This is a genomic window from Fibrella aquatica (genome assembly GCF_041321135.1).
Taxonomy (GTDB): Bacteria; Bacteroidota; Bacteroidia; order Cytophagales; family Spirosomataceae; genus Fibrella; species Fibrella aquatica.
Map to the genome: position 1 here is coordinate 61,050 of NZ_JBGGWF010000015.1, position 25,230 is coordinate 86,279.

Genomic DNA, 25,230 nt, shown 5'->3' on the forward strand with positions numbered 1-25,230 from the left:
GCCTTCTTCGGTTTTGTTCGACGCAACCGGGTGTTGTTGACCGTAACCTTCTGCCTCCAGGCGGGTGACTGCTACACCCAGGCGCACCAACTCGGCAACAACGGATTCAGCACGGCTCTGCGACAGGTTTTTATTGTCGGCGGCATTACCCGTATTGTCGGTATAGCCCCCGATTTTGAGCGCCACAGCCGGGTACGCTTTCAAAATGGCGGCCATATTTTGTAATTGCTCCCGCGATTCGGGTCTCAGTGTGGCACGGCCCGTTTCGTACAGCAGCCGGTCGAAATTGAACCAGGTCGTTTTATCTACCCCCTTCAACGAGTCTTCAATGAAGGCTATCAAACAACTAGAGCCACAGGCATGGCCTTTAAGCTACCCCGTCACGCTGTCGATATAGGCAGGCGTATGACGACTCGGTACGCTACCCGCCCCAATCGCTAACCCGGCAGGCATCAATGCGACAACCGCCTCACGCTGACTCCCCGGCAAACCAATAAGTGCGAACAACGCTATTTTGCACTATCTTACAAAAAAGTTAGCAGATTCGAAAGTTAAAGCAATTTGCTATTAAGCGAAAGTTCTATATAAATAAAGTACAATGTCACCAAAAACGTTTATGCTTCTAAGAAATGACCGCTTAGCGGGAGAAGCTATTAGCCATTTTTTATTGACTAAAGGATTACAGTGCTTAGGCACTCACACTGACCAAAACGATGCGTACCAAGCTGCCATACGCACCACTCCTGATTTCTTTATAACGGAAGCAGACCTTATCGGTACTAATGGCTACGAATTAGTAAGATTATTAAAAACTCAACTAAAAATAGATTGCATTATTTGTGTATCATCATCAGCAACTTATAAATATGAAACTTTTAATATAAACATGAGTGGATATGTATCACCGGAAGGTGGGATTCAGGAAATCCTGGAATGCATTCACACTATACAGCTTGGGAAACGTTATATTAGTTCTTACCTATCCGAGATACTAATGCCTCAAACGGCTTTACCTCTATTACGACGAATGGGCGATCAAGAAATAAATGTACTAAGGTTACTGGCCTGTGGGTTAGAGAATGAAGACATTGCATCTAAATTGAACATTAAGCTATTTACACTAAATACTCATTTCAAAAATATTAAGACGAAGTTGAATTTATCAACAACTCGTCAACTAGCAATTTTCGCGGCTCAGAATTTTTTAAAAAAGCCGATAACATCTACTATAAAATAGTAATAGTACGTATTGAATACTATTTACGATTAATGAATAATAGGTATAACGAATTTATAGTATTGTTGGCAGTAAGCATCATCAGTGATCTTTGTTGTGTACAAATCAGGGCCCATATCGCAAATCCCAGATCTGATGTACTACACTAAATATTCACTCACAAATCGTAAACTGCTATGAATTTCATTAAAAAGAAAACACTCAGTAACTCATGGCTGCGTTTAGCCATTCTTATTCCGATCATTAGTTTCATAAACGTATCTTGCAAAGAAACTTCATACCGGGATCAGGATATACCTCCCCAACTGCTACCCGAGGTCGCCACACTAATTTCTCCTTTTTCAAAAGCGCAGATCGATAACTTTGCTTTCGCGCTCCATTCGTACGTAAAAATTCAATCTGAGTTAAAAGGTAAATCTGCGGATGTAGTTGACCAAGCTTTTCGTCAACGCATGGAGATGCAAGGAACAGTGAGCAAAGCAACAATCATGGAGGTATCCGAAATTGCGAAAGCACTTTTGCCTGTACGCGGCAATTCGTCCTCCAGGTTGATTACCAATGGCCAACCTGTTGTAAACTCAAGTTCATCTCAAGAGGCAGAAGCGTCATCTGATAACTTATCCTCGGGGGTTCAATCGGCTATCAACTTCACGACTAATGCATTAAATAGCGTGGCAGGACCGTCGGAAAGTGTAAGCCCAGATGACTTTTCGATGGTAGGACGCCTTCAAAACCAGATCAATATTGCGGCAAGTAATGCTCAATCCATATATCATAATGGTGGAATGACGCAGGAGGAACTCACCGTAACGCTTGAAGCAATGTATGGGGCGCAAGCAAATCTGGAGGCGATATACCACTTCATCACCTTTAATTACAACGCAATGGAGGACGGAACTGCTGAGGTAGAAGGCTACCCGAGTAGTCGTAGAGGGGCATGCTGGCGTTGTTTCTGGCGTGCTGTAGCTCGTGTTGCTGTAGCGATTGTTGTTACTGCCGTGATTGTGGCTATACCCGTTGCTGCGATGGCGGCAGCGAAAGGGCTGGCCCTTTTCGGAAAAGTAAGTGTTATGAGCTCTATTAAAACCAGTCTAGTGAAAGGAGTGCTGATCCAAGAACTTAAAGTCACTGCCGCGCTCGCCTCTGGTTTTGCAGCAGGAATTAAGAATGCAGCGCAGAACTGGAATTTTGGCTGGAAAGGTATTGCCGAGTGGAAGTTCGGGGTAAAACTAACCCCAATAGCCTACCATTAACTGTTCAAATTTAGTCGGACCTATCGAGTACATATAACATATGAATTCGATAGGTCCCATCATTTTAAATCAAAAAATGATATGAAATATATACTCGGTCTCGCTCTTTTTTTGTCACTTTTAGAAACGTCATTTGCTCAGCAATGCAACGTAATCAAACAAGTCAGTCCAATAGATACGGTAACTGTTGAATCTGTAAATGGCAGAATAAAGGACTTAACGATCTACAAAAATCATCTCGACTCGAGTTCGTTCCTGTTCAGAATGGATTTAGTAGGTGATAAGAATATATATACCAAACTTGGGGACAGTTTAGTATATACACTAGAAAATAATCAAAAGGTTACTATACTCTGTGTGCAGGAGAGTAGTAGTAGACCAACGACTGAGCGTGTTCCATATAGAATTGACTATTACTCTATCTATTTTATTGGCTCGATAAACCGAAACGATTTACGGACTCTTGCTGCTAATAAACCCAAACTGACGACCCTTTATCTATCACTCGTCCCCAATTCAAGGAGTTACAAAACGGATATCCTTACTCGTATGACCTACAAAGTTGAGTATGGCGATACATTTGTCATATTAACCACAAAGGAAAAAAGAAAAGCCTACATGAGGAGGATTCAGGAAGCGGCTAAATGTGCCTTATCCTCCTTATAAACCGACTTTCCAGACTATTTCTTCATCACCCTCACAGCGGTGCGGCGGTTTTGGGCGCGGCCTTCTTCGGTTTTGTTCGACGCAACCGGGTGTTGTTGACCGTAACCTTCTGCCTCCAGGCGGGTGACTGCTACACCCAGGCGCACCAACTCGGCAACAACGGATTCAGCACGGCTCTGCGATAGGGTTTTGTTGTCGGCGGCATTACCCGTATTGTCGGTATAGCCCCCGATTTTGAGCGCCACAGCCGGGTACGCTTTCAAAATGGCGGCCATATTTTGTAGTTGTTCCCGCGATTCGGGTCTCAGTGTAGCGCTGCCCGTTTCATACAGCAGCCGGTCGAAATTGAACCAGGTTGTTTTATCTACCCCCTTCAACGAGTCTTCGACAAAGACGATCAACTTGTTCTCGATGCCATTGGCGGGTAGGTTCAATTCAATACCATCGGGCAGTTTTTTGGGGCTGAACGTACCCAGTGCGACGTTGGCCAGCGAATCGCTTAGCGCTTTTTTCGCCAGGGCCACATCGGCCGAATCGACCAGGACGGCGGGATTGGCGGCCACCGAATCGTCAACAACCGTAGCATCTGATACCGAAGCCGACGTGGTGTCGTTGGTGATTGTGTTGATGGTATTGCTGTCAGAACTGCCGTTTCTCGTCAGCAGGAAAAACAAGCCAACGGCGGCAACGGCGGCCAACAGCCACGGCCAAACCGGGCGGCCTTTGCGGCCATCGGTTATGCTGTCACTATAGGCCGGTGTATGACTTGTGGTGACCGGCCTGCTCTCCGAACGAACCGCCAACCCGGCGGGCATCGACCCGGCAACCGCCTCGCGCTGACTCGTCAGCAAGGCCGACAGGCCAACCGGCGTGCCGTCGCCCTGACTTGTTATCTGCCCCCCGATCAGGCCCATTATGACCGAACCGGCCAGGCTTAACAAACTGGTCGCCGAGGCTTTTTTTACGCCCGAAAACTGAGCAAGCGCCTCGCTAATAGAATCGGTCTTTGCCGCAAAGACCGCGTTAATCGGCTCCTTTCCGCTGGTAATCAACACCGCCGGGTCGTTGGCGTTGGTAGCGTCAGCGGCCGAATGAGCCATAAACCGGTCCACCATTCCCGATAGTTGGGCAACGCCATCGGGTGTGTTGATCCGCGACAGCATACCATTCAGAAAAAGGGGAAAAGCTCCGGTCAGCGCTTTCTGAATAGCTTCCGGACTTTCGTTCAGCAAACCACTCAGGCGGCTGATAACGGCATCGGTTACAAAACTTTTTGCCTGTTCAAGTAAGTTGACGGTCATAACAAAAGGGGAGTCAGGTGTACGATTAGGTACGTTATCAAGCAAAAATGCGGTTCATTCAGATAGAAAACGGGCGGCGTAGCTCATAAAGTAATAATGTTCGCTTATTGTTCGCTACCAGAAACCGGGTTGTACGCTTAAATAGCTAATTTTCGTCTCCTATTCCAACCCATTTCTGTGAGTCAACGTCTGAAAACCAGCCTATCTATCTGGCTCCTGCTGCTTGGCGGCTCATTGCACCAATTGACCTATGGGCAACGCATTCAGGTGGGTGCCCTGCCCCGAACCTTTTGCGCCGGAGCCACCATACCCATCAGTTTTACGGTTAACGAACCCTTTGAAGCCGGAAACACCTTCCGCATCGAATTGCTCAACCAGTTTGAACAGATCCTGATTACCACCACCGAAAACGTACTACCCAGCGGCACATTCATTCGCATTCCGCCTACGTTGGCTTCCAACCCCATCGAGTACACCATACGGGTGGTAGCCACTAAACCCGTTGCCTACAGCGACGGCGTGCCGCTGATCTTCAACAACGTACCCAGCGCCACGCTGCTCCCCGCCACGGCCAATGCAGTACTTAATCCCGGTGAACCGTTCAACGTGCCGGTAGCGCTGACCGGCGGCGGGCCGTACTCGCTCAGTTTCACCGACGGCACCACCCGCGACATCGACGATCTAAGTCAGACAACACTACAGCTTTACCCCGACCAGACAAAAACCTACCAGTTGGCCTCGGTCACCAATCGATGCGGAACAGGTCAGGTGAGCGGAACGGCCCGCGCCCTTGTGCAGTCGGCCGGTTTGCTGGTTACCCGCCTGTCGACCACAGAGCCATGCGCGGGCAAACCTCTCGACATCTTCTTTTCGACCGACCGCCCCCTACCCGCCAACACCCGGTTTAAGGTTGATTTTCAACCCCTTACGCCCCAGGCCCAGGCCTACACCATTTCGGCCACGGGCAACACCAGCCCACTTCGCATTCAGGTACCCGCCAATGTAGCCGGCCGTGGTGCCTATCAGCTCCGCCTCTATTCGGAAGACGCCAATGTATCGGCCTACTACCGCAATTCGCTTGGCGATATAGCCAGTCCGGTTTTGGTACAACCCGCTCCCAGCGTGCGACTGTCGGGCAACAAACAAGTCCGTTTCGGCGAAATCGGTTATCTGTCGGCCAGTGTAACGGGTTTGGGCAACGGGACTATCACCTTGAGCGATGGCACCGTTGCAACCCTGTCGACGCTGGAGCAGGATGGCGAACGGCTTTTACCGGTCAATCCAGCCCAAACCACAACCTACACGGTTCGGTCGGTCAGCACGGGTTGTGGCGTGTATGGGCCGGAAGCGGGTAGTGGCAGCGCCGTGGCGACGGTTCAACCTGGTTACCGAATCGACTCTCTATCGAGCCTGTCGATCTGTGCCGGTCAACCGCTTCGGGTATTTTTCTCGACCAGTGAAGCCGTTTCTCTCGATGCGGGCAGTTACCGGTTTCGGGGCGGCACGCAGTTCAGCAACAACCAACTGGGCGGCGCATCCATTGATTTTACGGTGCAGCAGGTGGTAGCAGGCAGTCGACCCGGCACCGGCATCCTCACCGTTTCGCCCCGTTCGCTCCCCGCCGACTACCTCACCAATAGCGCGTATGGCGTAACGAGCCAACTGGGGGCGGGGCAGTTTTATAGTCAGTTAAGCCGTAACGGACAGGCGGGGAATGTATACGACAAACCATTGGCGGTAGCCGACAAACCGCAGCTTTTTCTACAGGAAACACCCTTCAACGTAACCCGCCCCCAAGTAATTGCCTTACCAGCCCAACTGGTCAGCCATGCCAGCCCTACCAACGTCGTACTATCTGACGGTAGCCAGCTGAGCGTGCGGGGCGAGATTGGTTTCGGCCAGAAAAGCAGCCTCGTTTTACTGGAAGTCATTGCCAGTCAGTCAGGTACGTTCCGGGCAGTTTCGGTGCAAAACAGCTGCGGAACCGGCACGGCTCAGGGCAGCGTATCGGTGCAGGTACGTAGCGACACCGCCGGTTTGTTCATGCGCCCCATTCCAAACCAGCTTTGTTCAGGTTCGTCGGTGGCCGTATCGTTTATGGCGGTGGGTAACCTGGGGGCGGTAGCCAGCTACCGGGTCGAGATGATGGACGATGATGGCCTGTATCGGGGCAACTACCTCGCCACCGGAACCGGCAGTCCCATCACCGTGACCATACCGGCGGGACGTCTGCTCTACAACCGCATTCAACTACGCGTGGTGAGCAGTCCGGCTTCCGGAACGGTGGTGTGGCAAAGTGCGTCCCGGGCCTTTACGTATCTGGATGCCGCGCAGTTGGTTCGGCTATCGGTAGCCGGAACGGGCGGTACCGAAACGGTGATCCGGCCGGGTGAAGCGGCATCACTCCGGCTTTTTTCGGGAACCGGTAGTGTAGCCACACCAACGCGGGTAACCCTGTCGGACGGGCAAACGATTGCGTTCAGCGCCGTGGGTATCGACGTACCCGTGCGGCCAGGCCAAACCACGACCTACACCATCCGGTCGGTACAGAACAGTTGCGGGGCAGCAGCGGGCGTCGGTACGGTTACCGTGCGGGTGCAGCCGTTCAGCGTTCATCCATTGCTTCAGAAACGTGTTTACTGCGAAGGCGATTCGTTGCAGGCGGCCTTAGTCATTCAGGGCGACATACCCGCTCAGGCCAGTCACGGGCTTCAACTGCTATTAAACGGGAACGTGGCGCAGACGATCCCCGCCCGGCTTACCGACAATCGGCTCACCGCCAGCCTGCCAACCTCCTTATCAACTGGCACTTCATATACCATTCGGGTGCTGTCGACGGTAGGTAACGACCAGTTTTACAGCACACCCAGCACAACTACTTTCCAGACATACCGCCAGCCACGCCTGCAACTAACGCCACCCAACAACCAAACGGCGGTGGTACTGGAGGCGCAACAGGCCAGCCTGACGGTGCAGCTTACCAGTTCCACCGCAACCACAACAACGCTGTTGCCAACGCGCTACCACTACCGAATCAATAACCAAACCTATAGCTCGATCGACAACGTACCGGCTTCGGTTCCGTTGTATGCCACCAGCACCACACCAGCCTCCTACAGCCTGTCGGCGGTATACGATGCGTATTGCGGATTCGGGATCGCCACGGGGGCGGTGCGCATTTCGTACCAGCCGGGCTTGCGGTCGCTGACGGTCAACAAAACCCAGTTTTGCCGGGGCAACGATCAGTTAGTGGTTAGCTACGAAGTGGCCGGTGATTTTGGGGCCGATACCCGCTTTCCTGTTTTCCTGACCAACGCCGCCGGGGTGCGTACCCGTGTGGCTGAATCGGCCAGACAGGCCGATCGGCTCACGGTGCCTATCGATAACTCCCTGGCTCCGGGTACGTATCGGGTGTCGGTCACATTACCATCCGGCCTGCCCGCCTATTCTGATTTTCCGACCATCACCATCGGCGACCGGCCCACGGTGATCATTGCCGGAGGCAACAGCGTGCAGTACAGCGACCAGACCGTATCGGTAGGCATCCGGGTGCTCACAGGCTTTCTTCCCGTGTCGATGACGCTGACCAACGGCGTTACCCAAACCCTGTTCGAGACCGATAATCTGTTTACGTTTTCGCCTCAGCAAAATACCAGCTACCAGATTGCGCAGGTACGTAACGTATGCGGCACAGGCCAGGCGAGCGGGGTGGCATCGGTGACTATATTGCCACCCCTGGCCAACGAAATACGGGTGGCCTCGGTAGGGCCGCAGGGAGAGGTTACGGGCATTTGTCAGGGTGGGTCTATTCGGGTGGGTATCACGCTGAAAGGGACATTTGCTCCCGGCAACCAATTCACCATTTACCTTTCCGACAGTACCGGACAAAACTACCGGCCGCTTCCAACCCAAACACTGGATGCCAGCACTTTAACGGCCGCACTACCCGACAATGCGTTGCCCGGCACCGGGTACCGCGTACGGATTGGTGCCTCTAATCCCGCTTTGCTGGGTGCTTCCTCAGGTACGTTCCTGACCATTCGGCCCGGTTTGGTGGCTACCATTTCGGGCAGTAAAAACATTCTGCGCGACGAACTGACGCCGGTCATTTTCACGATCAATAATACAGGGCCGTGGTCGGTTTCGCTCAACCACAGCATTTACGGCTTTGAAACCGCCGTTATCGACAGCTCTCCTTTTCTGTATCAGGTACGTCCCGACGCCACAACCACGTACACGCTCCTGGGCGTTTATAGTCCGCAATGCGGCAACGGGAAAGTATCCGGGCAGGTTACGTTCACCGTTTCTGACCCGCTGTCGGTCGACCCGCTGCTGCCGGTTTCGGTTCGGCTGATGCCCAATCCAACGCGCGGACGGGTACATCTGGAGGGAACATTGCCCCTACCGCGTGTTGTTACCATTCGGCTCACCGACGCAACGGGCCGCACCCTGCAAACGCACTCACCCGGTCTAATCAACTACCTAAGCCACGACCTCGACATGGGTGAGTATGCCGCCGGTCTTTATCTACTTACGGTAGAAGCCGACGACCGGCGAACCGTATTCAAGGTGGTGAAACAGTAAATATGAACAAGAACCTACATAACCGGCGGGGTTTTCTCCGAAAAAGTGCCCTGGCTACGCTGACTACACTGGTGGGTGCCGAGGTTGTTTTTGCCGACAATATGCCCCGTCATTATCGGCCGCTGGGTTTCGATTACAACCCGCTCGACGGTAAAAGTCCCGATATGAAAGTGCTGGGCGATAAACCCTGGAACGTAGAAACGCCCATTCATTTGCTTGATGATGCCGTGACGCCAACCAGTAAAATGTTTATACGCAACAACGGCCTAATTCCCGAAGCCCCCGCCGACGTAAACGCCTGGACGCTGACCATCAACGGCGAATCGGTGAAGGCCCCCAAAACCTACACGCTGGCCGAACTGAAAAAACGCTTCAAACCCTATACCTATCAGTTGGTGCTGGAATGTGGCGGTAACGGCCGGTCGGGGTTTGAGCCGCAAACATCGGGTAACCCCTGGGATCAGGGCGCGGTGAGTTGTGCCCAATGGACGGGTGTTCGGCTGAAAGATATTCTGGCCGATGTGGGTCTGAAAAACGACGCCGTGTACATTGGCTACTATGGAAAAGACCCGCACCTGAGCCTCGACCCGGCTAAAGTGGCCATTTCGCGGGGGGTACCGATCAAAAAGGCGCTGGAAGACGAAACGTTGATTGCCTGGGCCGTAAATGGGCAGGATATTCCGTTGGCCCACGGTCATCCGTTGCGGCTGGTCATCGGCGGCTGGCCCGCGTCGGTATCGGGCAAATGGCTGCATACGCTGGCCGTACGCAACAAAATTCACGACGGAGCCAAGATGGAAGGCCATAGCTACAAGGTGCCGGTGAGGCCGGTACAGCCCGGTGAGAAAATTCCCGAAACGCCCGAAAACTTCCGCATCATCGAGTCAATGCCGGTGAAGTCGCTGATTACAGCCCCGGCTACGGGGGCGATTTTCGACGTTAAAAAGCCGTTATCTCTCCGAGGCCACGCCTGGGCGGGCGACCGGGCGGTGTCGAGGGTAGAAACATCCATCGATTTCGGCGTTAGCTGGCAGTCAGGTACGTTGCAGCCTCCCAAAAATCGACTGGCCTGGCAACGCTGGACTGCCGACATTGCGTTTCCTAAAGCAGGCTATTACGAAGTCTGGGTACGTGCCATCGACAGCGCCGGCGTTACACAGCCCATGGTTATTCCACAATGGAACCCCGGCGGGTACCTGAACAACGCCTGCCACCGAATTGCGGTGAAGGCGGTGTAGAAGTGCGCCATCATCAGAGGTAAAAAGAGCTATAACACAGAGTTGCACAGAGGTCCACGGAGTTACACAGAGAATTATTTTATGCTGGCGTAAAAGAGGTATAACAGCGTATCAAGTTAGGGCTTACAAAAAAACTCCGTGGACCTCTGTGCTTCTCCGTGCAACTCTGTGTCAAAACCCCTTTTCTCCGTGTCAAAAACCCTCTTACGCCAGAGCAAACTAAACCTCCCTGTAACTCTGTGGACCTCCGCGTAACTCTGTGTTATAGCCCTTTTTCCCAACCAACTATGAAACCGTTCCATCTGCTCATTCCCCTCCTGCTAATCACCGCGTTGGCCAGTTTTCGGGACGTACCTGCACCGATACGTACCCAGCCTGTCATGATGGCCGATACTGTAAAAATTGATCCCGAAAGTGGCCTGATCGATGCCCCTAATCTGATAATGGTGAAGGCGCAGTGCACTTCATGCCACTCGACCAAACTGATTTTACAGCATCGTTTCACCCGCGCGGGCTGGACCGAGCGTATTCGCTGGATGCAGAAATACCATAAACTGTGGGATCTGGGCGAAACCGAGAAACCCGTGCTCGATTACTTGTCTACCCATTACGGCCCCGCCCCTGCCAGAGCACAAGGCCGTCGGGCACCGCTCCAGAACGTAAAATGGTATACGTTGTAACACGGACTTCAGTCCGTAGACTACTTGCTAACAAATTAACCTTTGTTCAGTGACAGCTAGTATACGGACTGAAGTCCGTGTTACAACGTGTACTGAATTGGAATACGCACGCGGATGATGGTGCCGGTACCGGAGCGCGTTTCTACATCGAGGCTGGCGTTCAGTAACTCGCAGAGGCGTTTCACGATATAAAGGCCAATGCCTTCGCCTTCACCGGCTTGTGCCGACATGGGGCCTATGGCCGGGGCCGGGCGCGGGCCCGGCAAAATATCGGGTGTGTTCTCGTTAAATACCGCGGTAGACTCTATGGCTGGTCGTAACTGATCAGAGAGCCACAAGGCAGACCCCGCCGACAAACCGGGACCAGTATCCTGAATACTGAGCATCCACCGGAATTGATTCTCCCGCGACCAGGAAACCGACACCCGGCCCTTGTTGGTGCTCTTCAGTGAGTTGGTCAGCAGATTCTGCACAATACGATCTACCTTGGTTTGATCGCCCATTACGAGTAATTGATCGGGACCATCGCCGTTCAGAAACAGATTACGCTCGCGGGCCAGTGGCTGAGCCGCTTCGACCAGATTCCGAAGCAACGCCGCTGCATCGAACGGTTTCACCTGTAGCCGCTCCCGACCAGCTTCCAGGCGGGCCAGATCCATCAGTTCGGTGAGCATCGAGGCGAGCCGGGGGAAATTTCGGTTCAGAATCTGCAACATCTCTGTACGTTCCTGCTCCGTATTGTCGGGCATATCGAGCAGGGAAGCCGCGCCCTGAAGCACACTGAAACTACTCCGCAGATCGTGCGACGCCACCCGCAGTATAGCCCCGCGCTGCCTCACCAGCTCGTTTACATTGTCTAAAGCCCGTTGCAGATTGACGGCTCGTTCAACGGCTTCTGCCTTCTGAAACTCATCGTACTGGGCAATACTGCCACCGATGGCCTCGTGCATCAGCGAACTTAACCGCTGATGTGCACTCAACAACACACCCGCATCGGTGGTCGGATGCTGTTCCCAAAAGAGGCGCAACTCAGCCTGAAGACTTTCGTGCAGATGGGCAATTTCGCTCAGTAGTTCATGCAGTGAGTAGCCCTTATGCCACCGATGAAGGCCATGCTCCTGCGCAATCTGGTAAGGTGATAGCCCCTCTTCATCTGAGTTCAGAAGCCGTTCCAGCGCGTTCAGCATCGAAGGCACCTGATCGGTAAACTCTTCCCGGGTCAATCCTTCAACAATACGCAGGCTGGTGTCACCTTCGCAGATCATCCGCCAGTTAGTTAGAATTGCCTCTCGTCTGCTGAATAAAAACGTGGCCAGTTGCGCTAGTTGGGCACTTTGTGTAGGTGCTTCCTGAAGCATTAGATAAGTATAAAGTTAGTATACATGAATGGCCAGTTCTATGAGGCTGTATTTATAGAACTGTTAACTAAGTTACAAGAAAAAATACTCATGTACTGTTAAAATTTTGACTCGCCTAACCGGGTCGCCATGCTTTTTTTAGCAGTGTGTTTGTCTCTATAGATGCCAGTGCGGAGTATTCAAAGCTAATAAAGACCCGTTATATTTGCTTAACACCGTCAACCTAAAGGGCTCCAAGTATCTGCGTCCCGTTCACTTTTTTAACGTGTATCACTACCTGTGAATTCTAACAATCGTAACCAGACCTTATTAGTTGTTGAGGATAACCCTGATCATCAGGTGCTTCTCCGTTATGTTATTCAGCGTAGCCTGGCCAATACCACTCCCGTATTTACCGATTCTGCCGATGAGGCACTCGCTTATTTAAATGAGTGCGTGACCAACAAAGTATCTACGCCTAAATTAATCTTGCTGGATTTGTACCTTCCTAAGGCCGAATTTGGCTGGCAGTTCCTCCGGCAGGTCAAGAAAATGCCCGCTCAGGTACGTCCGCCCGTTGTGGTCTTAAGCATCTCACGCGAGGAAGATGACATTGCGCAGGCTTACCAGTTAGGCGCCAGTTCATTCATCTCAAAACCCATCGGTGAAGCCCAATGGCTCAACTATTTCGAAACCATCCGCCGCTATTGGTGGGAAACCGTGGTGTTGCCGAATCAATAAGTTCTAAGTTTCAAGTTCCAGGTTTCAGGTTTCAAGTGCGTTGCTAATCCAACCTAAAGCGAATGTAGCAGCGCACCTGAAACTTGAAACTCCCTTCTTCCATGAAAAACCTCCTCTTTCTCACCCTTCTGCTTGCGGGTTGCCAGCCGGGTTATCACCTGACGAAGCAACAGAACAACCGACTGGCGGTAGATGCTTCTGTTGCCGCCGATAGCAGCACTGTGCGGTGGTTGATGCCTTACAAGCAGAACCTCGACAAAAGCATGAACGAAACGCTGGTTACGTTCACTGAGCGGCTGGAGAAAAAAGCCCCCGAATGTGCGCTCGATGATGTGTTGGCCGATGCGCTGCTGTCTCAGGCCAGTAAACGGTATGGTAAAGCCATCGACGTATCGCACCTGAACTATGGCGGCATTCGTAACGGGTTACCCGCCGGGGGCGTTACAACGGGCCATATTTTCGAGGTCATGCCTTTTGACAATCAACTGGTGGTGCTCACCCTGACCGGCACGCAATTGATGCAATTCCTGAACCACTTTGCCGCCAATGAAGATGCCCTGGTGGTAGGCGGCGTGCGGGTGCGAATGGCCAATAAAAGCATTAAAAACGCCACCCTTGATAACGGACGAGTCATTGTGCCCGGCGACACCTACGCCGTGGCCATGAGCGATTATATTGCCAACGGCGGCAGCGGAGCCGAATTTCTGAAAACAATTACCGCCCGCGACAACGTCAACTACCTCATCCGCGATGCCCTGATCGATTATTTCCGCGAACAGGGCAAAGCCGGTAAAGCCTTATCTCCCCAAGCCGATGGACGCATTACACTCGAATAGACGTCAGTTTCTGAAACACGTGGGTGCGGCGGCGGTCGTAAGCGCCCTACCCCTGACCGATTTACTGGCTGGCAGTAACAAAGCGCCCACCTCGCTGACCATTTTACACACCAACGACGTTCACAGCCGAATAGACCCGTTTCCGATGGATGGAGGCCGAAACGCTGGTCGCGGGGGCGTTGCCCGGCGTATGACCCTGGTACAGCAGATACGTACCCAGAATCCCAACGTGCTACTATTCGATGCGGGCGATATTTTTCAGGGAACGCCTTATTTCAACCTGTATAAAGGTGAGCCGGAAATTCTGGCCATGAACCGACTTGGCTACGACGCGGGCACCATTGGCAACCACGATTTCGACGGCGGTATCGACAATATGCGCGACCAGTTCGGCAAAGCGACATTCCCCTTCCTGATTGCCAACTACGATTTCAAGAACACGGTCATGGACGGACGTACCCAGCCGTATCGGGTGTTTAAGAAAGGGGGTGTTCGGATTGGTGTGTTTGGCCTCGGTATTCAACCCAAAAGCCTGATTCCCGATAACCTTTACAAAGAAATGCGCTATATCGACCCCATCGAAACCAGCGCCGACATAGCCCGTACCCTCCGCACTAACGAACGCTGCGACTACGTGATCTGCCTGTCGCACCTCGGTTATAAGTACCAGGACAGTACGGTGTCAGATCTGGTGCTAGCCTCGAAAAGCCAAGATATAGACTTGATTATCGGTGGGCACACGCATACTTTCCTCGATGCGCCTGTTTCGGTTAAAAACGCCGACGGCCAGCCTATTTGGGTAAATCAGGTCGGTTTCGGCGGCATCAACCTCGGCCGCATCGACCTCACCTTCGAAAAAGGCAAAGCCACCGTTACTAATGGGCAGGCGGTGTCGGTGGGGTGATTTGTAGTCTAAAAAAGTCGGCAGTTCAAAGTCTGGAAAGTCGGTTTAGTGTTGCTTACGCGTGAGCAATTCGCTTGCGTAAGCAACACTAAACCGACTTTCCAGACTTTGAACTGCCGACTATCGACTTTTCACCCCTATTTTTGTGCTATGAAATTTGGCGTTGTAGTATTTCCCGGTTCCAACTGCGATCAGGACGCGGTTGATGCAATTGAGCTGATGGGTCAGCCGGTTGTGAAACTTTGGCACAAAGACAATGACCTGCAGGGCTGCGACATGATTATTCTGCCCGGTGGTTTCTCGTATGGTGATTACCTGCGTACGGGGGCTGTGGCGCGTTTCTCTCCGATCATGAACGAGGTGATTGCCCACGCCAACGCGGGCGGTTACCTGATGGGTATCTGCAACGGCTTTCAGATTCTGGCCGAAGCACATCTGGTACCTGGCGTGCTGCTGCAAAACAACAGTCAGCAATACGTTTGTAAGAACATCTTTTTAAAGCCACAGTCAAAAGAGTCGCTGCTGACAGCCAATCTTGAAGACCGCGCCTACCGCATTCCGATTGCCCACGGCGATGGCCGCTATTTCACCGATGCCGACACGCTGGCCCGCCTCAACGACAACGAGCAGGTATTGTTCCGCTACTGCGACGAAGCGGGTAACATCACCGAAGCCTCCAACCCGAACGGTAGCCTCGACAATATTGCCGGTGTTTGCAACGACCGCCGCAACGTATTTGGTATGATGCCCCACCCCGAACGCGCCGCCGACCCAGCCCTCGGCAACACCGACGGCCGTTACATTTTGGAACAACTGCTGACGATGGCGTTGGCTTGATAAAAATTCAATGTTCAAGGTCTAATGTCTAAAGTTGCTTCGCTACACCACCATAACCGTGTGTAGCGAAGCAACTTTAGACATTAGACCTTGAACATTGGACCTTGTTTAACGTCCAAACTTATTCCGGCTATCATACGCCAGGCCGAGGCCGACGCTGGAGAGCTTGTTTTCGTCGGCGATAGCGGCGTTGGGGAACAGGCGTCTGAATTCGGTTTGCACGGAATGTACTTCCGTTGAGCCGCCGGTTAAAATCACCAGTTCGATCGCCTCATTGGTGACGCCCGCCTCCTGAAGGCACTGACGGGCCGAGGCCGAAATTTTCGCTACTCCTTCCCGAATTGCTTCTTCAAACTGGGTACGTTGCACCGGAATCAGGAACCCTTCTTCTATAAATTCGAGCGATGCATCGTGAGCTTCGTAGTCGGTAAGGGCAATTTTCGTTCCTTCAGCGGCGGCCAGCAACGTGTGTCCGGTTTCTTCCTGAAGTACCTTCAACAGTCGGCTAAATCGCGGTTTATCGTGCGACTGATGCAGTAACTGTTTCATTTGCATGATCAGCCTAGGCGTGTATAGCAGATTCACCTTACTCCATTCGGCCAGGTCGTGATACGGTTTCAGCGGTACGTCGAGTCCCTTTTCGCCGTACGTACTGCGGTAACCAATTTCGGGCATGATCGCCGCCAAACTCAGGTCTTTATCGAAGTCGTTACCCCCGATTCGTACGCCCGTATTAGCCAGAATATCCGACGACCGATCGGGCTTGTGAATGGAGCTATTCGATAGTTTGATGACCGTGAAATCGGATGTACCACCGCCCAAATCAGCCACGATGGCCAGCTTTTCGCCGCTCAGTCGGGCTTCATGCGCAAAAGCAGCGGCGATGGGTTCAAACTGAAAGTCGATGTGTTTAAAGCCAATGCGTTGGGCAATAGCCCGTAGTTCGTCCTGTGCCCGGACATCGGCGGCGGGGTCGTTATCGACAAAATGCACAGGCCGTCCCATCACCACGTGCTCAATTTCCTGACCAGCCTCTGCATCGGCTTTTTCTTTCAACTGCTGAAGAAACGAAGCGATGATGGTAGAGAAATTCATGGACATCCCATTCACGAGCGTACCCTGATTCATCAGCGACGTACCCAACACCCGTTTCAGACTACGCATAAAACGCCCCGGCTCCCGGTCGAAAAAGTGATGAATAGCCGCGCGTCCGTAAATCGCTTTGTTGTCGCGCTTCTGAAAAAAGATAGCACTGGGAATAGTTACCGATGCGTTCTCAACCGGCACCAGGCTGATCACCCCTTCACTGTCAATGGCTATGCTGGAGTTTGATGTACCAAAATCGATTCCGCAGGAAAGTGTTGTCATCTCGGTTGTCGCGCAAACGAAACCGAGCAGTCGTTTATGTAAATAACTGCCCGGTTTCAGTGGAAAAAGGGCGCAAAGGTACGTAACCCGGACTTTAGTCCGTCCGTTTTTCAAGACATATCGGCTTAATCAGCCGAAGCATTGCTGACGAGAATTACGATAACCCGGCTGGCGCGAGCATGTGCTCGTGCCTATAATGTCGCAAGCATTCGCTTGCAGCGCGAATGCGCAACACGGTAGAGAAAGTAAAGTATTTGCCCGGCTACTCAACCAGCTACAATTGCGCATTCGCGCTGTGCAAGCGAATGCTTGCGACATAAAAGGCACGAGCATATGCTCGCGCCAGCTGAGAATTACGATAAACGTTACCTACGTTGGCCGAAATTGACCAGGTAATAACCAATCAGTTGGTCGGCCCGGCCGGCGGGGGGGCGATTGTATACGAACACTTCGTAGACATTCTCGGTCTGCGAAAAATCACCTTCAATCAGCGTTTCGTTTCCATCCAGCTTAATACCCGAGCGGGTAAAGGGAGGCGCCATGCCGGTCACCGAGTAGTTGTAATTGTATACGCCCTGCTTCAGCCAAACCCGCCCCTGATAGCCACCCACAACGGGGTTGTAAGTGAGCTTGTTCCCGTCAGTCAATGCCCAGAAATTAAAAGCACCATTGGCATATACCTCAGCGTTGGGCAGTTCATCGACCAGCAACGTAAATACCGTTTCGATATAATCGGCTCCGGTAGCGCCATCACCGGTTTCGCGGTGGTCGATGACGTAAAGGCCGTTAAAATCATCGAATTGCGTGTAGGCCAGATTACTGCGAGGGCGGTCGGCCTGCACAAAGGCCACCGTCCGGTCATCTTTACGCTCGACACGCTCGACGTAGTTGCCGCGCGACAGTACGGTGCGGGTATCAAAGAATCGGTACTCATTTCCTCCCGGAAACGTGTTACGCAGATCGATGGCGTTGTATTCCAGCACCTGATCGAACGACCGCACATTGGTTGGCCGTAGGTCAGTCACCGTTCGATCATCGCGAAAATTCTGACGAATCACCACCTTAAAATCGTCCTGCGGCGAAGTCACCTGACTCTGGTAGGCCCGGTAGCCAATCGTCAGATCGACCTGCTGATCATTGAATTGCCGACTCACATCGGTTGAAAAACGAACGGCAGCGCTTACACTCAACAGATTGGCATACACCCGAAACCGGCGCGTAAACAGGATTTCGTTACGGTTCTGTTCGTTATAGACAACCAGAACGTAGTTACCCGGCAATTTCAGACGGGGCAGGCTGTATTTGTAGTGATAATAGGGAACCTTGGTACCAACCGACACCTGATAGTCGGTGATCGCGATGTCGTTATACTCGTAGGTATATTCGATATCGTTGAGTACCGACCGCTCCCAATTGGCATTGCAATGAACGATCTTCGACCGAAAATTTCGGTAGTTCGCCGTCAGATCATCAAACTCCAATTGCAACGGCGACTGCGCCTGATCATCGAATTTCACCATCGGTACATTCAGCGTCTGTGCCGAATTGCCAACCGTGCTCCCGACCTGCGGATACAAGAGCACCGTGGCAATTTTAGGATCGATGATCGTATCGGTGGTTTGAGCCTGAGTCAATGAACAATTACCAATTATCAATGAACAACAGATCAGGCTCAGCCAAATCCACCTGATTAAGGAGTGGCCAGGCCTATAGAAAGCTGACTGTTGGTAATTGATAATTGATAATTGATAATTGATCATTGTTTCAGGATACCTTCCAGTTCTTCCGCGTCCATCATCGCTGATTCCCACTGTTGCTGGAGGGCGTTGAGGTCTTTGGTCAGACGTTGATAATCGGCTTGTCGGGTTTGTAACGCCCCGTTGGTTCCGTATGTTGCCGGGTCGGCCAATTCGGCTTCGAGTTTCTTTTTCTGCCCTTCCAGCACACCGATCTTCGCTTCCGTTTCTTCGGCGAGCAGCGTCGCTTTTCTCAGCGCCTGTTGCCATTCTTTCCGTTGCGAATCGTTTGGCTTAGGGGTTGTTGGGGCCTGGGGCTTGGGGGTTGGCGCGGCGGGTTTATTTTCCCCCTGCCCTATGCCCTCAGCCCTACGCTCAGCCATCCACCATTCGTACTCATCATACGTACCCGGATATTGCTTGATCTGCTCGTCTTCGATATACCAGATTTTGTTGGCAATCTGCGACACGAAAAACCGGTCATGGGATACCACCACGTAGGTACCCTCATACTGGTCGAGTGCCTGAATCAGGATGTTCACCGACTGCATATCGAGGTGGTTGGTTGGTTCATCGAGCAGCAGGAAGTTGGCTTGCGAGAGCAGCACCTTCGCCAGCGCCACCCGTGATTTTTCACCACCCGACAGCACCTTGATTTTCTTGAACACCTCATCGCCCGAGAACAGGAAGCAACCCAATACGCCCCGAAGTTCGCCTTCGCTCTTATAGGGGTTGGCCGATTTCAGTTCTTCGAGCATGTTGTCATCTACATTCAGCGACTCTAATTGGTGCTGGGCATAGAAGCTAAACGACACATTATGACCCAGTTGCCGACGTCCTTCGTTGACGGGTTCAGAACCCGAAATAATCCGCAGCAGCGTTGACTTACCCCGTCCGTTGGCCCCGATCAGCGCCACTTTATCACCCCGTTCGAGGCGGATATCGGCGTTGGTCAAGATCTTCTTTTCACCGTAGGCTTTCGAAATATCGTCGAGGTGCAGAATATGGCGACCGGGTTGCGTGGTAAAATTAAACTTGAAATTTACCCGCGCCGCGTCATCAATTACCGCATCAACGGTCTCCATCCGGGCGAGTTGTTTCACCCGGCTTTGGGCCTGCTTGGCTTTTGAGGCCGTTGCCTTAAAGCGTTCGATAAACCGCTCAGTCTGCCGAATTTTGGCTTGCTGATTCTCGTACGTACCTTTTTGAATTTCGTTCCGCAGGGCTTTTTCTTCCAGGTAGAACGAATAATTGCCGGGGTAATAATTCAGCTTTCCACTCGACACCTCGACCGTTACATCGATCACATTGTCCAGGAATTCCCGGTCATGGGAAACCACGATCACGGCCCCTTCGTAGTTCTGGATATACTTTTCCACCCACTGAATCGACGGTAAGTCCAAGTGGTTGGTTGGTTCATCCAGCATCAGCAGGGAAGGCTTCTGCAACAGCAGTTTGGCCAGCATCACGCGCATTCGCCAGCCACCCGAGAACGTGCGGAGGGGGCGCTGTAATTCTTCGGTGCTGAAACCGAGACCCTCCATGATCTCTTCTGCCTTAGCTTGCACCGAATAGCCATCAAGGGCTTCAAACTCTTCCTGCGCCTTACCAAGTTTATCCACCAGATCATCGGTGTAATTGGTCTCCATCTCGTGCAGCAGCTCATCGATCAGCTTTTGCAGCGCATTCTGCCGGTCGAAAGCCTGCATGGCGACGGCTAGAATCGAATCATCGGTCTGGTACGATAGCAAATCCTGGTTCAGGAAGCCAATGGATACGTCGCCCGCTTTAGAAATTGTACCGCCATCGGGCTGGTATTCACCGTCAATGATGCGAAGCAGCGTCGATTTGCCCGTGCCGTTCAGCCCGACAAGGCCGATCTTCTGAGCCGGTTTTATATGCAGTGATGCGTTATCATAAAGCGCACGGCTGCCGAGGAAATACGATAGGTTCGTAATGGAAATCATGCCGCAAATTTACCAAATTCACGGCACGATGCTTGCTTACAATTTTACGAAAAAGCTATATTTGCACCCTATTAAGCAAATTGCCTCCTTAGCTCAGTTGGTAGAGCAACGCATTCGTAATGCGTAGGTCGTAGGTTCGAGTCCCATAGGAGGCTCAAACGATATACAGTATAAAAACCCTCTCAGTTAGTTCTGGGAGGGTTTTTTCGTTTGTCGCCTAGCCATGTACAGTCTTTCGGCAATGATATACAACTTTTCCACGCCCCCTATTATGAACTGCAACAAAAGACTGTACGCACACCAATTTTATGATTACTACTAAATGCAAACTTGACAAACGAAAGCAGATCGAAAAGGCAACTGCTCAGTTTTCCTACAAGCCTACTTCAACGGCCAACGATTTAAACAGTCTGCCGGAGAAAAATGCAAACCTAATGAATGGAATGAAAAGCAAGGGCGATTCCAAAGTTCTTATAAAGACCACGAAGAAGCCAACGAATCGTTAGAGTTACTCGAGGTACGGTGCTGGAAAGTGTACCGTGAGTACTGGTACGGAATCTGGGTGGTGACAGTAAGGCGGCGCAGGAGGGTGTGATAGCTTTCGCCGCGGCATTCATTCAGGCTCGTTTGTCGGGCAAACAAAATACCTTCGCTGCTCATTCACTCCCGGCTTTTGTCTTGTTTATTGTGCGCGAAAAAGGACAACCCGTTCCGCTGGTCAACGCATCCGAAGATCCTATTAAGCCGTCTGCTACCCGGGGCCAAAGCATAACCGACGGTGCCATTGCCGCCCTTAGTACGCATTATGGGAAACTAAAAAAATGTACGGTCTAAATGGACAAGCTTTTTGTGTGCTTCTCGACGATGCCGCAACGGCAGTGACCCAGGGCGTTCAGCTGAAAGAAGACATACCTGGCCTGCTGACGTCGCTGCAAGAAAGCTTCTCGTTTTAAGCGCATCACTATGAGCTATACACTCATTATGCGACTGGACGGTCCTATGCAGTCGTGGGACGTAAGTAGTCGATTCTCGATTCTGGGAAACGCTCAATTAACCGTCTAAAAGCGGGGTAATTGGACTGTTCTGTGCCGCCCTGGAATAGGATCGCGCCGCTGAGACGTTTATCATCGCTGGCAAAGAACGGGCATTAGCCGATCTGTCGGCTCTCCGATTTGAAGTGCGGGTGATGAAGCAAGGTACGGTTCGGCGCGACTACCATACCGCCCATAATGTACTGCGGGCTAAAGCTAAACTGCGTCCCGGTAAGCAGACCGCTGAAGGTGATTTACAACAGACGGTGTTGTCAGAACGGTATTACCTCAGCGATGCTCATTTTTTGGTGGGCTTTGAGAGTGACGACATGGAGTTGCTCCTTTCACTGGATGCCGCGCTGAGTAACCCTTTTAGCCCTTCTAGGTCGGAAAGCGTTTGTGATAAGTGGGTCAATCCGCTTTTCCACAGCTGGCTTGTCAGGCGTAAGCAGTCAAACACTGGTCAACGCTTTGCTAACGGCTTATGATCCCCTGTTAACAAGTCGCCGTGAATTTTCGGAAAAGGTAGTCGCTAATCCACATACTCGTTCTTTGACATCGAAAAACCGCGAATTCATGTAAATTTCCAGTCTATTCCCCACGAGCGTGGGGATGAACCGAACGTTGTATCAATGATGTCAGCCGGTGCCTGACCTGAATTAGTCTGGTTGGTCATTAATATCCCGCCTGAGACCGCCGACAGTTGCTGACTACCGGCTAAGAGCGGTACTGAGGGAGTGAAACTGGTAACCGTACTTATGTTATAGCTCACGGCATTGGTGCTGCTGCTCACAAACTGAGCGGTTTATACCCCGTAGAGGTCACGCCCACGGCTGTCAGACTTAGTACGGCCTCAGCCGCTACTACGAAGGAGCAACGCGTATTACTCGGTTGGAGCGATTATCATAGATGTACAGGTAGCCGCCTTTGGAGTATATGGGAATTTCTTTACTAACACAGAAGCAGGTATGCACGAACACTAATCTGGTAAACTGGCAAGATTTTAATGGATATGGATACCCATCAGGCCAGGATGATCTCGAAGACCGTACCCTGGCCTTGCTGACTGCTTAATCGTAATGTGGCGCCATTCTTTCTGGCAAAATCAGTGATCAACACCATACCTAACCCCAGCCCGTGCGTACCCACCTGTGGTTTAAGCCTGCCTGCAAAAACCTGTTGCAGGTATGTCAGTTGGTCGGGGGCAATGCCTTTCCCATTGTCACGTACCTGAATTATAGCCTGCATCGTATTTGCCAGTGGAACGGTAGTAGCCGTCAAGGCTACACTTCCGCCACTAGGCGTATGCTTAAGCGCATTGTCGAGCAAATTTCTTACAATTAAAGACAGGTCCTTGGGATTGACTAACAACGGAAAACTGGCTGGAAGTGACACCGTCATCGTGATGCCGTTAGCTTCTGCCAGTACTTTATACACTTGAGTGAGTTCCTGTAACAAAGGGGTGGCATCAATTTGCTGGGCTGTTGACGATTGCTCAAAATAATTAGTTTTTCCCCATTCAAGTAAGTTGTTGAGGAGTAGGCTGGTATGTTGCCCCATGAGGTTAATCTGGTTGGTTACTTCTTCTATTTCCTCACTTTTATTTTGCAGAATAAGGTGTTTGAGTAGTGTACCAACACTCATCATGTTATTGATGGGCGCACGCAAGTCGTGCGCAATAACGGTATACAGTTTGTCTCTCGATTGCTGGAGGCTACGTAGTTCTGCGTTTGTTCGGCGAAGCCGGAAAGCCAAAACACCTATGACTCCACTGACCAATAGAGCAACAAACAATCCACTCATCATGAGTCTGTTTCGATAACCGATGCGCTCTTTCTCTAATTCGAGTATTCGGATCGTGGCTTCCTTTTTCTCGGTTTCATATTTGGTTTGCAGGTTGAGTAGCTCGCGTGCTTTTAGGTGTTCAGTATAAGCTATTCGGAGTGAATCATAAGTAACTAAATAGGGGATTGTACCGTCGAATTTTTTAAGTTTTATATTATTCATTACCATGGAAAAATTCACTTCAATCATTAAGTAATCGTTAACATGGTTTTTTGGATTGTTTGCTGCTAAAATTTTCTTTAGATAGATTTCAGCCTTAACATTATCATCTAAATTATTATATACAGCAGCTAAATTTGTGTAAATCCCTATTAAATTATATTCGCTACAATGACTAGAATTAGTTAAGCATAACTCATAATTGGTTACCGCTTTTTTAAATTCTTTTCTCTCATTATATAAAAAACCAAGATTTAGATATAGATTTTTTAATATAAACTTCATTTCTGGATGCTTCTTTATCAATTGAAGTATACCTCCATAAGCGGCTGTTATTTCTGCAAATGGTCTTCCTTTATAAAACTGATTCTCGTAAGATAAGTATCCAGGAATCAAACTTATTTTGTCGCGATCATCGCTGGACTGAGCAATAAGATTGACTACCTTATCGTAATGTATTTTTGCATCACTCATACTACCAACTTGCTCATCCAAGTTAGTAATATTCAGACGCATGAGCGCAAAATGACAATGAGCCATTCCTGCCGTATCCTGAACTGATTCAAAATACATCAACGCGTCCCGAAAGTGGAGGTGAGACTTGGGAAGATCTTCGTTTTTATAGCGTAGACCAACTATATAGTTGTACATCGCTCTGGCGAGCCCTGATTTTTGTTGACGCGTCAACCGGTTGACTTCTTCAAGATCGTCACCAAAACGATCAGAGATTGTGAAACGACTATACTCCAGCCAGATCAGGTTGTGCATATACTGCGCCTGATCTCGTTTTCGAGCGTATATTTCTTTCTCAAGGCTGTCTGGATTCATGTTCACGACATAATAGTCCCGAAATGATCGGTAGGTCTTATTCTGAGCTATAGCGGATACAACTAGACAGGCAAAAATGGATGCAATAAAGATGGTTTTCATATGAAGTTACGAGCTACGGATGGCAGTGTAATAATACAGGTAATTATGCTCATTTTTACTCCCTAAAAATGGCTTAATTACATGGTTGTGCAGCCATGCTTATTATTCGCTAATTAGACTTAACTAGTTGACTGGGCAACGCATACCATCTCTATCTGATCATCCGTTCTTTGCCCCGGTAGGGGCTTAATAGCGCAGCGTCGGTAGAAAACCAATAATGCCTCTCATCGTTCAGCGTGCCGTAGGTACGCAACCCAGTCATGTGGCGTACCTACGGCACGCTGAGGATCGGGAGGACTTGGTTTTCTACCGACGCTGCGCTGTTAAGCCCCTACCGGGGCAAAAAGCCTCGCTGACGTCAGGCAAACTCAACGCGGGAATGTTGCTTATTTATTTCGTAAAATCGTAACTGTTTATAGGTAGAGTGTGTCGTCAGGTCGGAGACCTAACGTTTTTTTGGGTCCCCGACCCGATCGAAGGCTACTCAACGCTCGAAGAACAAACCTGCGGTGGTTGAGTTTACTTTAGCTGGGTCGGGGACCCCTATACCTGTCAGGTCGGAGACCTGACAACACTCTAC

Annotated in this window: 20 protein-coding genes, 1 tRNA gene and 1 pseudogene; 15 read left to right on the plus strand and 7 right to left on the minus strand. The window is 51.0% G+C overall.

The window, feature by feature from the left end; translation table 11 throughout:
- A partial coding sequence (locus ACAW87_RS23320) for an OmpA family protein (protein WP_370726066.1) occupies positions 1 to 342 on the minus strand: 342 nt, incomplete at its 3' end.
- 274 nt (positions 343 to 616) lie between these two features.
- Between ACAW87_RS23320 and ACAW87_RS23325 the strand changes: the two genes are divergently transcribed.
- Together ACAW87_RS23325 and ACAW87_RS23330 are read left to right on the plus strand one after the other, a co-directional pair.
- The gene (locus ACAW87_RS23325; RefSeq protein ID WP_370726067.1) at positions 617 to 1,237 is read left to right on the plus strand and encodes a LuxR C-terminal-related transcriptional regulator; all 621 of its coding nucleotides are present in this window, start codon (positions 617 to 619) and stop codon (positions 1,235 to 1,237) included.
- 176 nt (positions 1,238 to 1,413) lie between these two features.
- On the plus strand, positions 1,414 to 2,490 hold the full coding sequence (locus tag ACAW87_RS23330; protein WP_370726068.1) for a hypothetical protein: 1,077 nt from the start codon (positions 1,414 to 1,416) through the stop codon (positions 2,488 to 2,490).
- 680 nt (positions 2,491 to 3,170) lie between these two features.
- On the opposite strand, the gene ACAW87_RS23335 is transcribed toward ACAW87_RS23330, so the two are convergent.
- Complete coding sequence (locus ACAW87_RS23335) at positions 3,171 to 4,457, minus strand: OmpA family protein (RefSeq protein ID WP_370726069.1); 1,287 nt, start codon at positions 4,455 to 4,457, stop codon at positions 3,171 to 3,173.
- Between the two features lie 177 nt (positions 4,458 to 4,634).
- Between ACAW87_RS23335 and ACAW87_RS23340 the strand changes: the two genes are divergently transcribed.
- The 3 genes from ACAW87_RS23340 to ACAW87_RS23350 all read left to right on the plus strand — a co-directional run bounded on the left by ACAW87_RS23340 (position 4,635) and on the right by ACAW87_RS23350 (position 10,959).
- On the plus strand, positions 4,635 to 9,041 hold the full coding sequence (locus tag ACAW87_RS23340; protein WP_370726070.1) for a T9SS type A sorting domain-containing protein: 4,407 nt from the start codon (positions 4,635 to 4,637) through the stop codon (positions 9,039 to 9,041).
- Positions 9,042 to 9,043: 2 nt separating this feature from the next.
- Complete coding sequence (locus ACAW87_RS23345) at positions 9,044 to 10,279, plus strand: sulfite oxidase (protein WP_370726071.1); 1,236 nt, start codon at positions 9,044 to 9,046, stop codon at positions 10,277 to 10,279.
- 287 nt (positions 10,280 to 10,566) lie between these two features.
- Complete coding sequence (locus tag ACAW87_RS23350; RefSeq protein WP_370726072.1) at positions 10,567 to 10,959, plus strand: hypothetical protein; 393 nt, start codon at positions 10,567 to 10,569, stop codon at positions 10,957 to 10,959.
- An 80-nt stretch (positions 10,960 to 11,039) separates the two neighbouring features.
- Here the strand turns inward: ACAW87_RS23350 and ACAW87_RS23355 are convergent, their stop codons facing one another.
- Entirely contained in the window at positions 11,040 to 12,317 is a 1,278-nt protein-coding gene (locus ACAW87_RS23355; RefSeq protein WP_370726073.1) for a sensor histidine kinase, read from the minus strand.
- 279 nt (positions 12,318 to 12,596) lie between these two features.
- On the opposite strand from ACAW87_RS23355, the gene ACAW87_RS23360 reads away from it, so the two are divergent.
- From ACAW87_RS23360 to purQ, 4 genes are all read left to right on the plus strand, one after another.
- A complete protein-coding gene (locus ACAW87_RS23360; protein WP_370726074.1) occupies positions 12,597 to 13,037 on the plus strand; it encodes a response regulator in 441 nt (146 codons plus the stop codon).
- 101 nt (positions 13,038 to 13,138) lie between these two features.
- The gene (locus ACAW87_RS23365) at positions 13,139 to 13,873 is read left to right on the plus strand and encodes a 5'-nucleotidase C-terminal domain-containing protein (RefSeq protein WP_370726075.1); all 735 of its coding nucleotides are present in this window, start codon (positions 13,139 to 13,141) and stop codon (positions 13,871 to 13,873) included.
- Complete coding sequence (locus tag ACAW87_RS23370; RefSeq protein ID WP_370726076.1) at positions 13,851 to 14,777, plus strand: bifunctional metallophosphatase/5'-nucleotidase; 927 nt, start codon at positions 13,851 to 13,853, stop codon at positions 14,775 to 14,777. The genes ACAW87_RS23365 and ACAW87_RS23370 overlap by 23 nt, the downstream gene beginning before the upstream one ends.
- A gap of 150 nt (positions 14,778 to 14,927) precedes the next feature.
- Positions 14,928 to 15,614, plus strand: coding sequence for a phosphoribosylformylglycinamidine synthase subunit PurQ (gene purQ, locus ACAW87_RS23375; RefSeq protein ID WP_370726077.1), 687 nt, complete (start codon positions 14,928 to 14,930; stop codon positions 15,612 to 15,614).
- Between the two features lie 108 nt (positions 15,615 to 15,722).
- Here purQ and ACAW87_RS23380 read toward each other — a convergent pair whose 3' ends face one another.
- The 3 genes from ACAW87_RS23380 to ACAW87_RS23390 form a co-directional block, all read right to left on the minus strand.
- Positions 15,723 to 16,982, minus strand: coding sequence for an Hsp70 family protein (locus ACAW87_RS23380; protein ID WP_370726078.1), 1,260 nt, complete (start codon positions 16,980 to 16,982; stop codon positions 15,723 to 15,725).
- 365 nt (positions 16,983 to 17,347) lie between these two features.
- Entirely contained in the window at positions 17,348 to 18,616 is a 1,269-nt protein-coding gene (locus ACAW87_RS23385) for a type IX secretion system plug protein (RefSeq protein ID WP_370726079.1), read from the minus strand.
- A 122-nt stretch (positions 18,617 to 18,738) separates the two neighbouring features.
- The gene (locus ACAW87_RS23390; RefSeq protein WP_370726080.1) at positions 18,739 to 20,685 is read right to left on the minus strand and encodes an ABC-F family ATP-binding cassette domain-containing protein; all 1,947 of its coding nucleotides are present in this window, start codon (positions 20,683 to 20,685) and stop codon (positions 18,739 to 18,741) included.
- Between the two features lie 82 nt (positions 20,686 to 20,767).
- On the opposite strand from ACAW87_RS23390, the gene ACAW87_RS23395 reads away from it, so the two are divergent.
- The 5 genes and pseudogenes from ACAW87_RS23395 (at position 20,768) to ACAW87_RS23415 (ending at position 22,204) form a co-directional block, all read left to right on the plus strand.
- Positions 20,768 to 20,840: transfer RNA gene (locus ACAW87_RS23395), tRNA-Thr, on the plus strand.
- Positions 20,841 to 21,082: 242 nt separating this feature from the next.
- Positions 21,083 to 21,280 (plus strand): annotated as a pseudogene (locus ACAW87_RS23400) (hypothetical protein); the annotation flags it as partial.
- On the plus strand, positions 21,277 to 21,519 hold the full coding sequence (locus tag ACAW87_RS23405) for a type I-E CRISPR-associated protein Cas7/Cse4/CasC (RefSeq protein WP_370726081.1): 243 nt from the start codon (positions 21,277 to 21,279) through the stop codon (positions 21,517 to 21,519). The pseudogene ACAW87_RS23400 and the gene ACAW87_RS23405, both read left to right, overlap by 4 nt.
- Positions 21,507 to 21,638 carry a hypothetical protein gene (locus tag ACAW87_RS23410; protein WP_370726082.1) on the plus strand — a complete coding sequence of 44 codons (132 nt, stop codon included), beginning with the start codon at positions 21,507 to 21,509 and terminating at the stop codon, positions 21,636 to 21,638. Before ACAW87_RS23405 ends, ACAW87_RS23410 begins: the two co-directional genes overlap by 13 nt.
- Positions 21,639 to 21,871: 233 nt before the next feature.
- Positions 21,872 to 22,204 carry a type I-E CRISPR-associated protein Cas5/CasD gene (locus ACAW87_RS23415; protein WP_370726083.1) on the plus strand — a complete coding sequence of 111 codons (333 nt, stop codon included), beginning with the start codon at positions 21,872 to 21,874 and terminating at the stop codon, positions 22,202 to 22,204.
- 535 nt (positions 22,205 to 22,739) lie between these two features.
- Here the strand turns inward: ACAW87_RS23415 and ACAW87_RS23420 are convergent.
- Positions 22,740 to 24,650: an ATP-binding protein gene (locus ACAW87_RS23420; protein ID WP_370726084.1), complete on the minus strand. Its 1,911-nt coding sequence runs from the start codon at positions 24,648 to 24,650 to the stop codon at positions 22,740 to 22,742.
- A gap of 217 nt (positions 24,651 to 24,867) precedes the next feature.
- Here ACAW87_RS23420 and ACAW87_RS23425 point away from each other — a divergent pair, with 217 nt between their 5' ends.
- Entirely contained in the window at positions 24,868 to 25,059 is a 192-nt protein-coding gene (locus tag ACAW87_RS23425) for a hypothetical protein (RefSeq protein ID WP_370726085.1), read from the plus strand.
- The last annotated feature ends 171 nt before the right edge of the window (positions 25,060 to 25,230 follow it).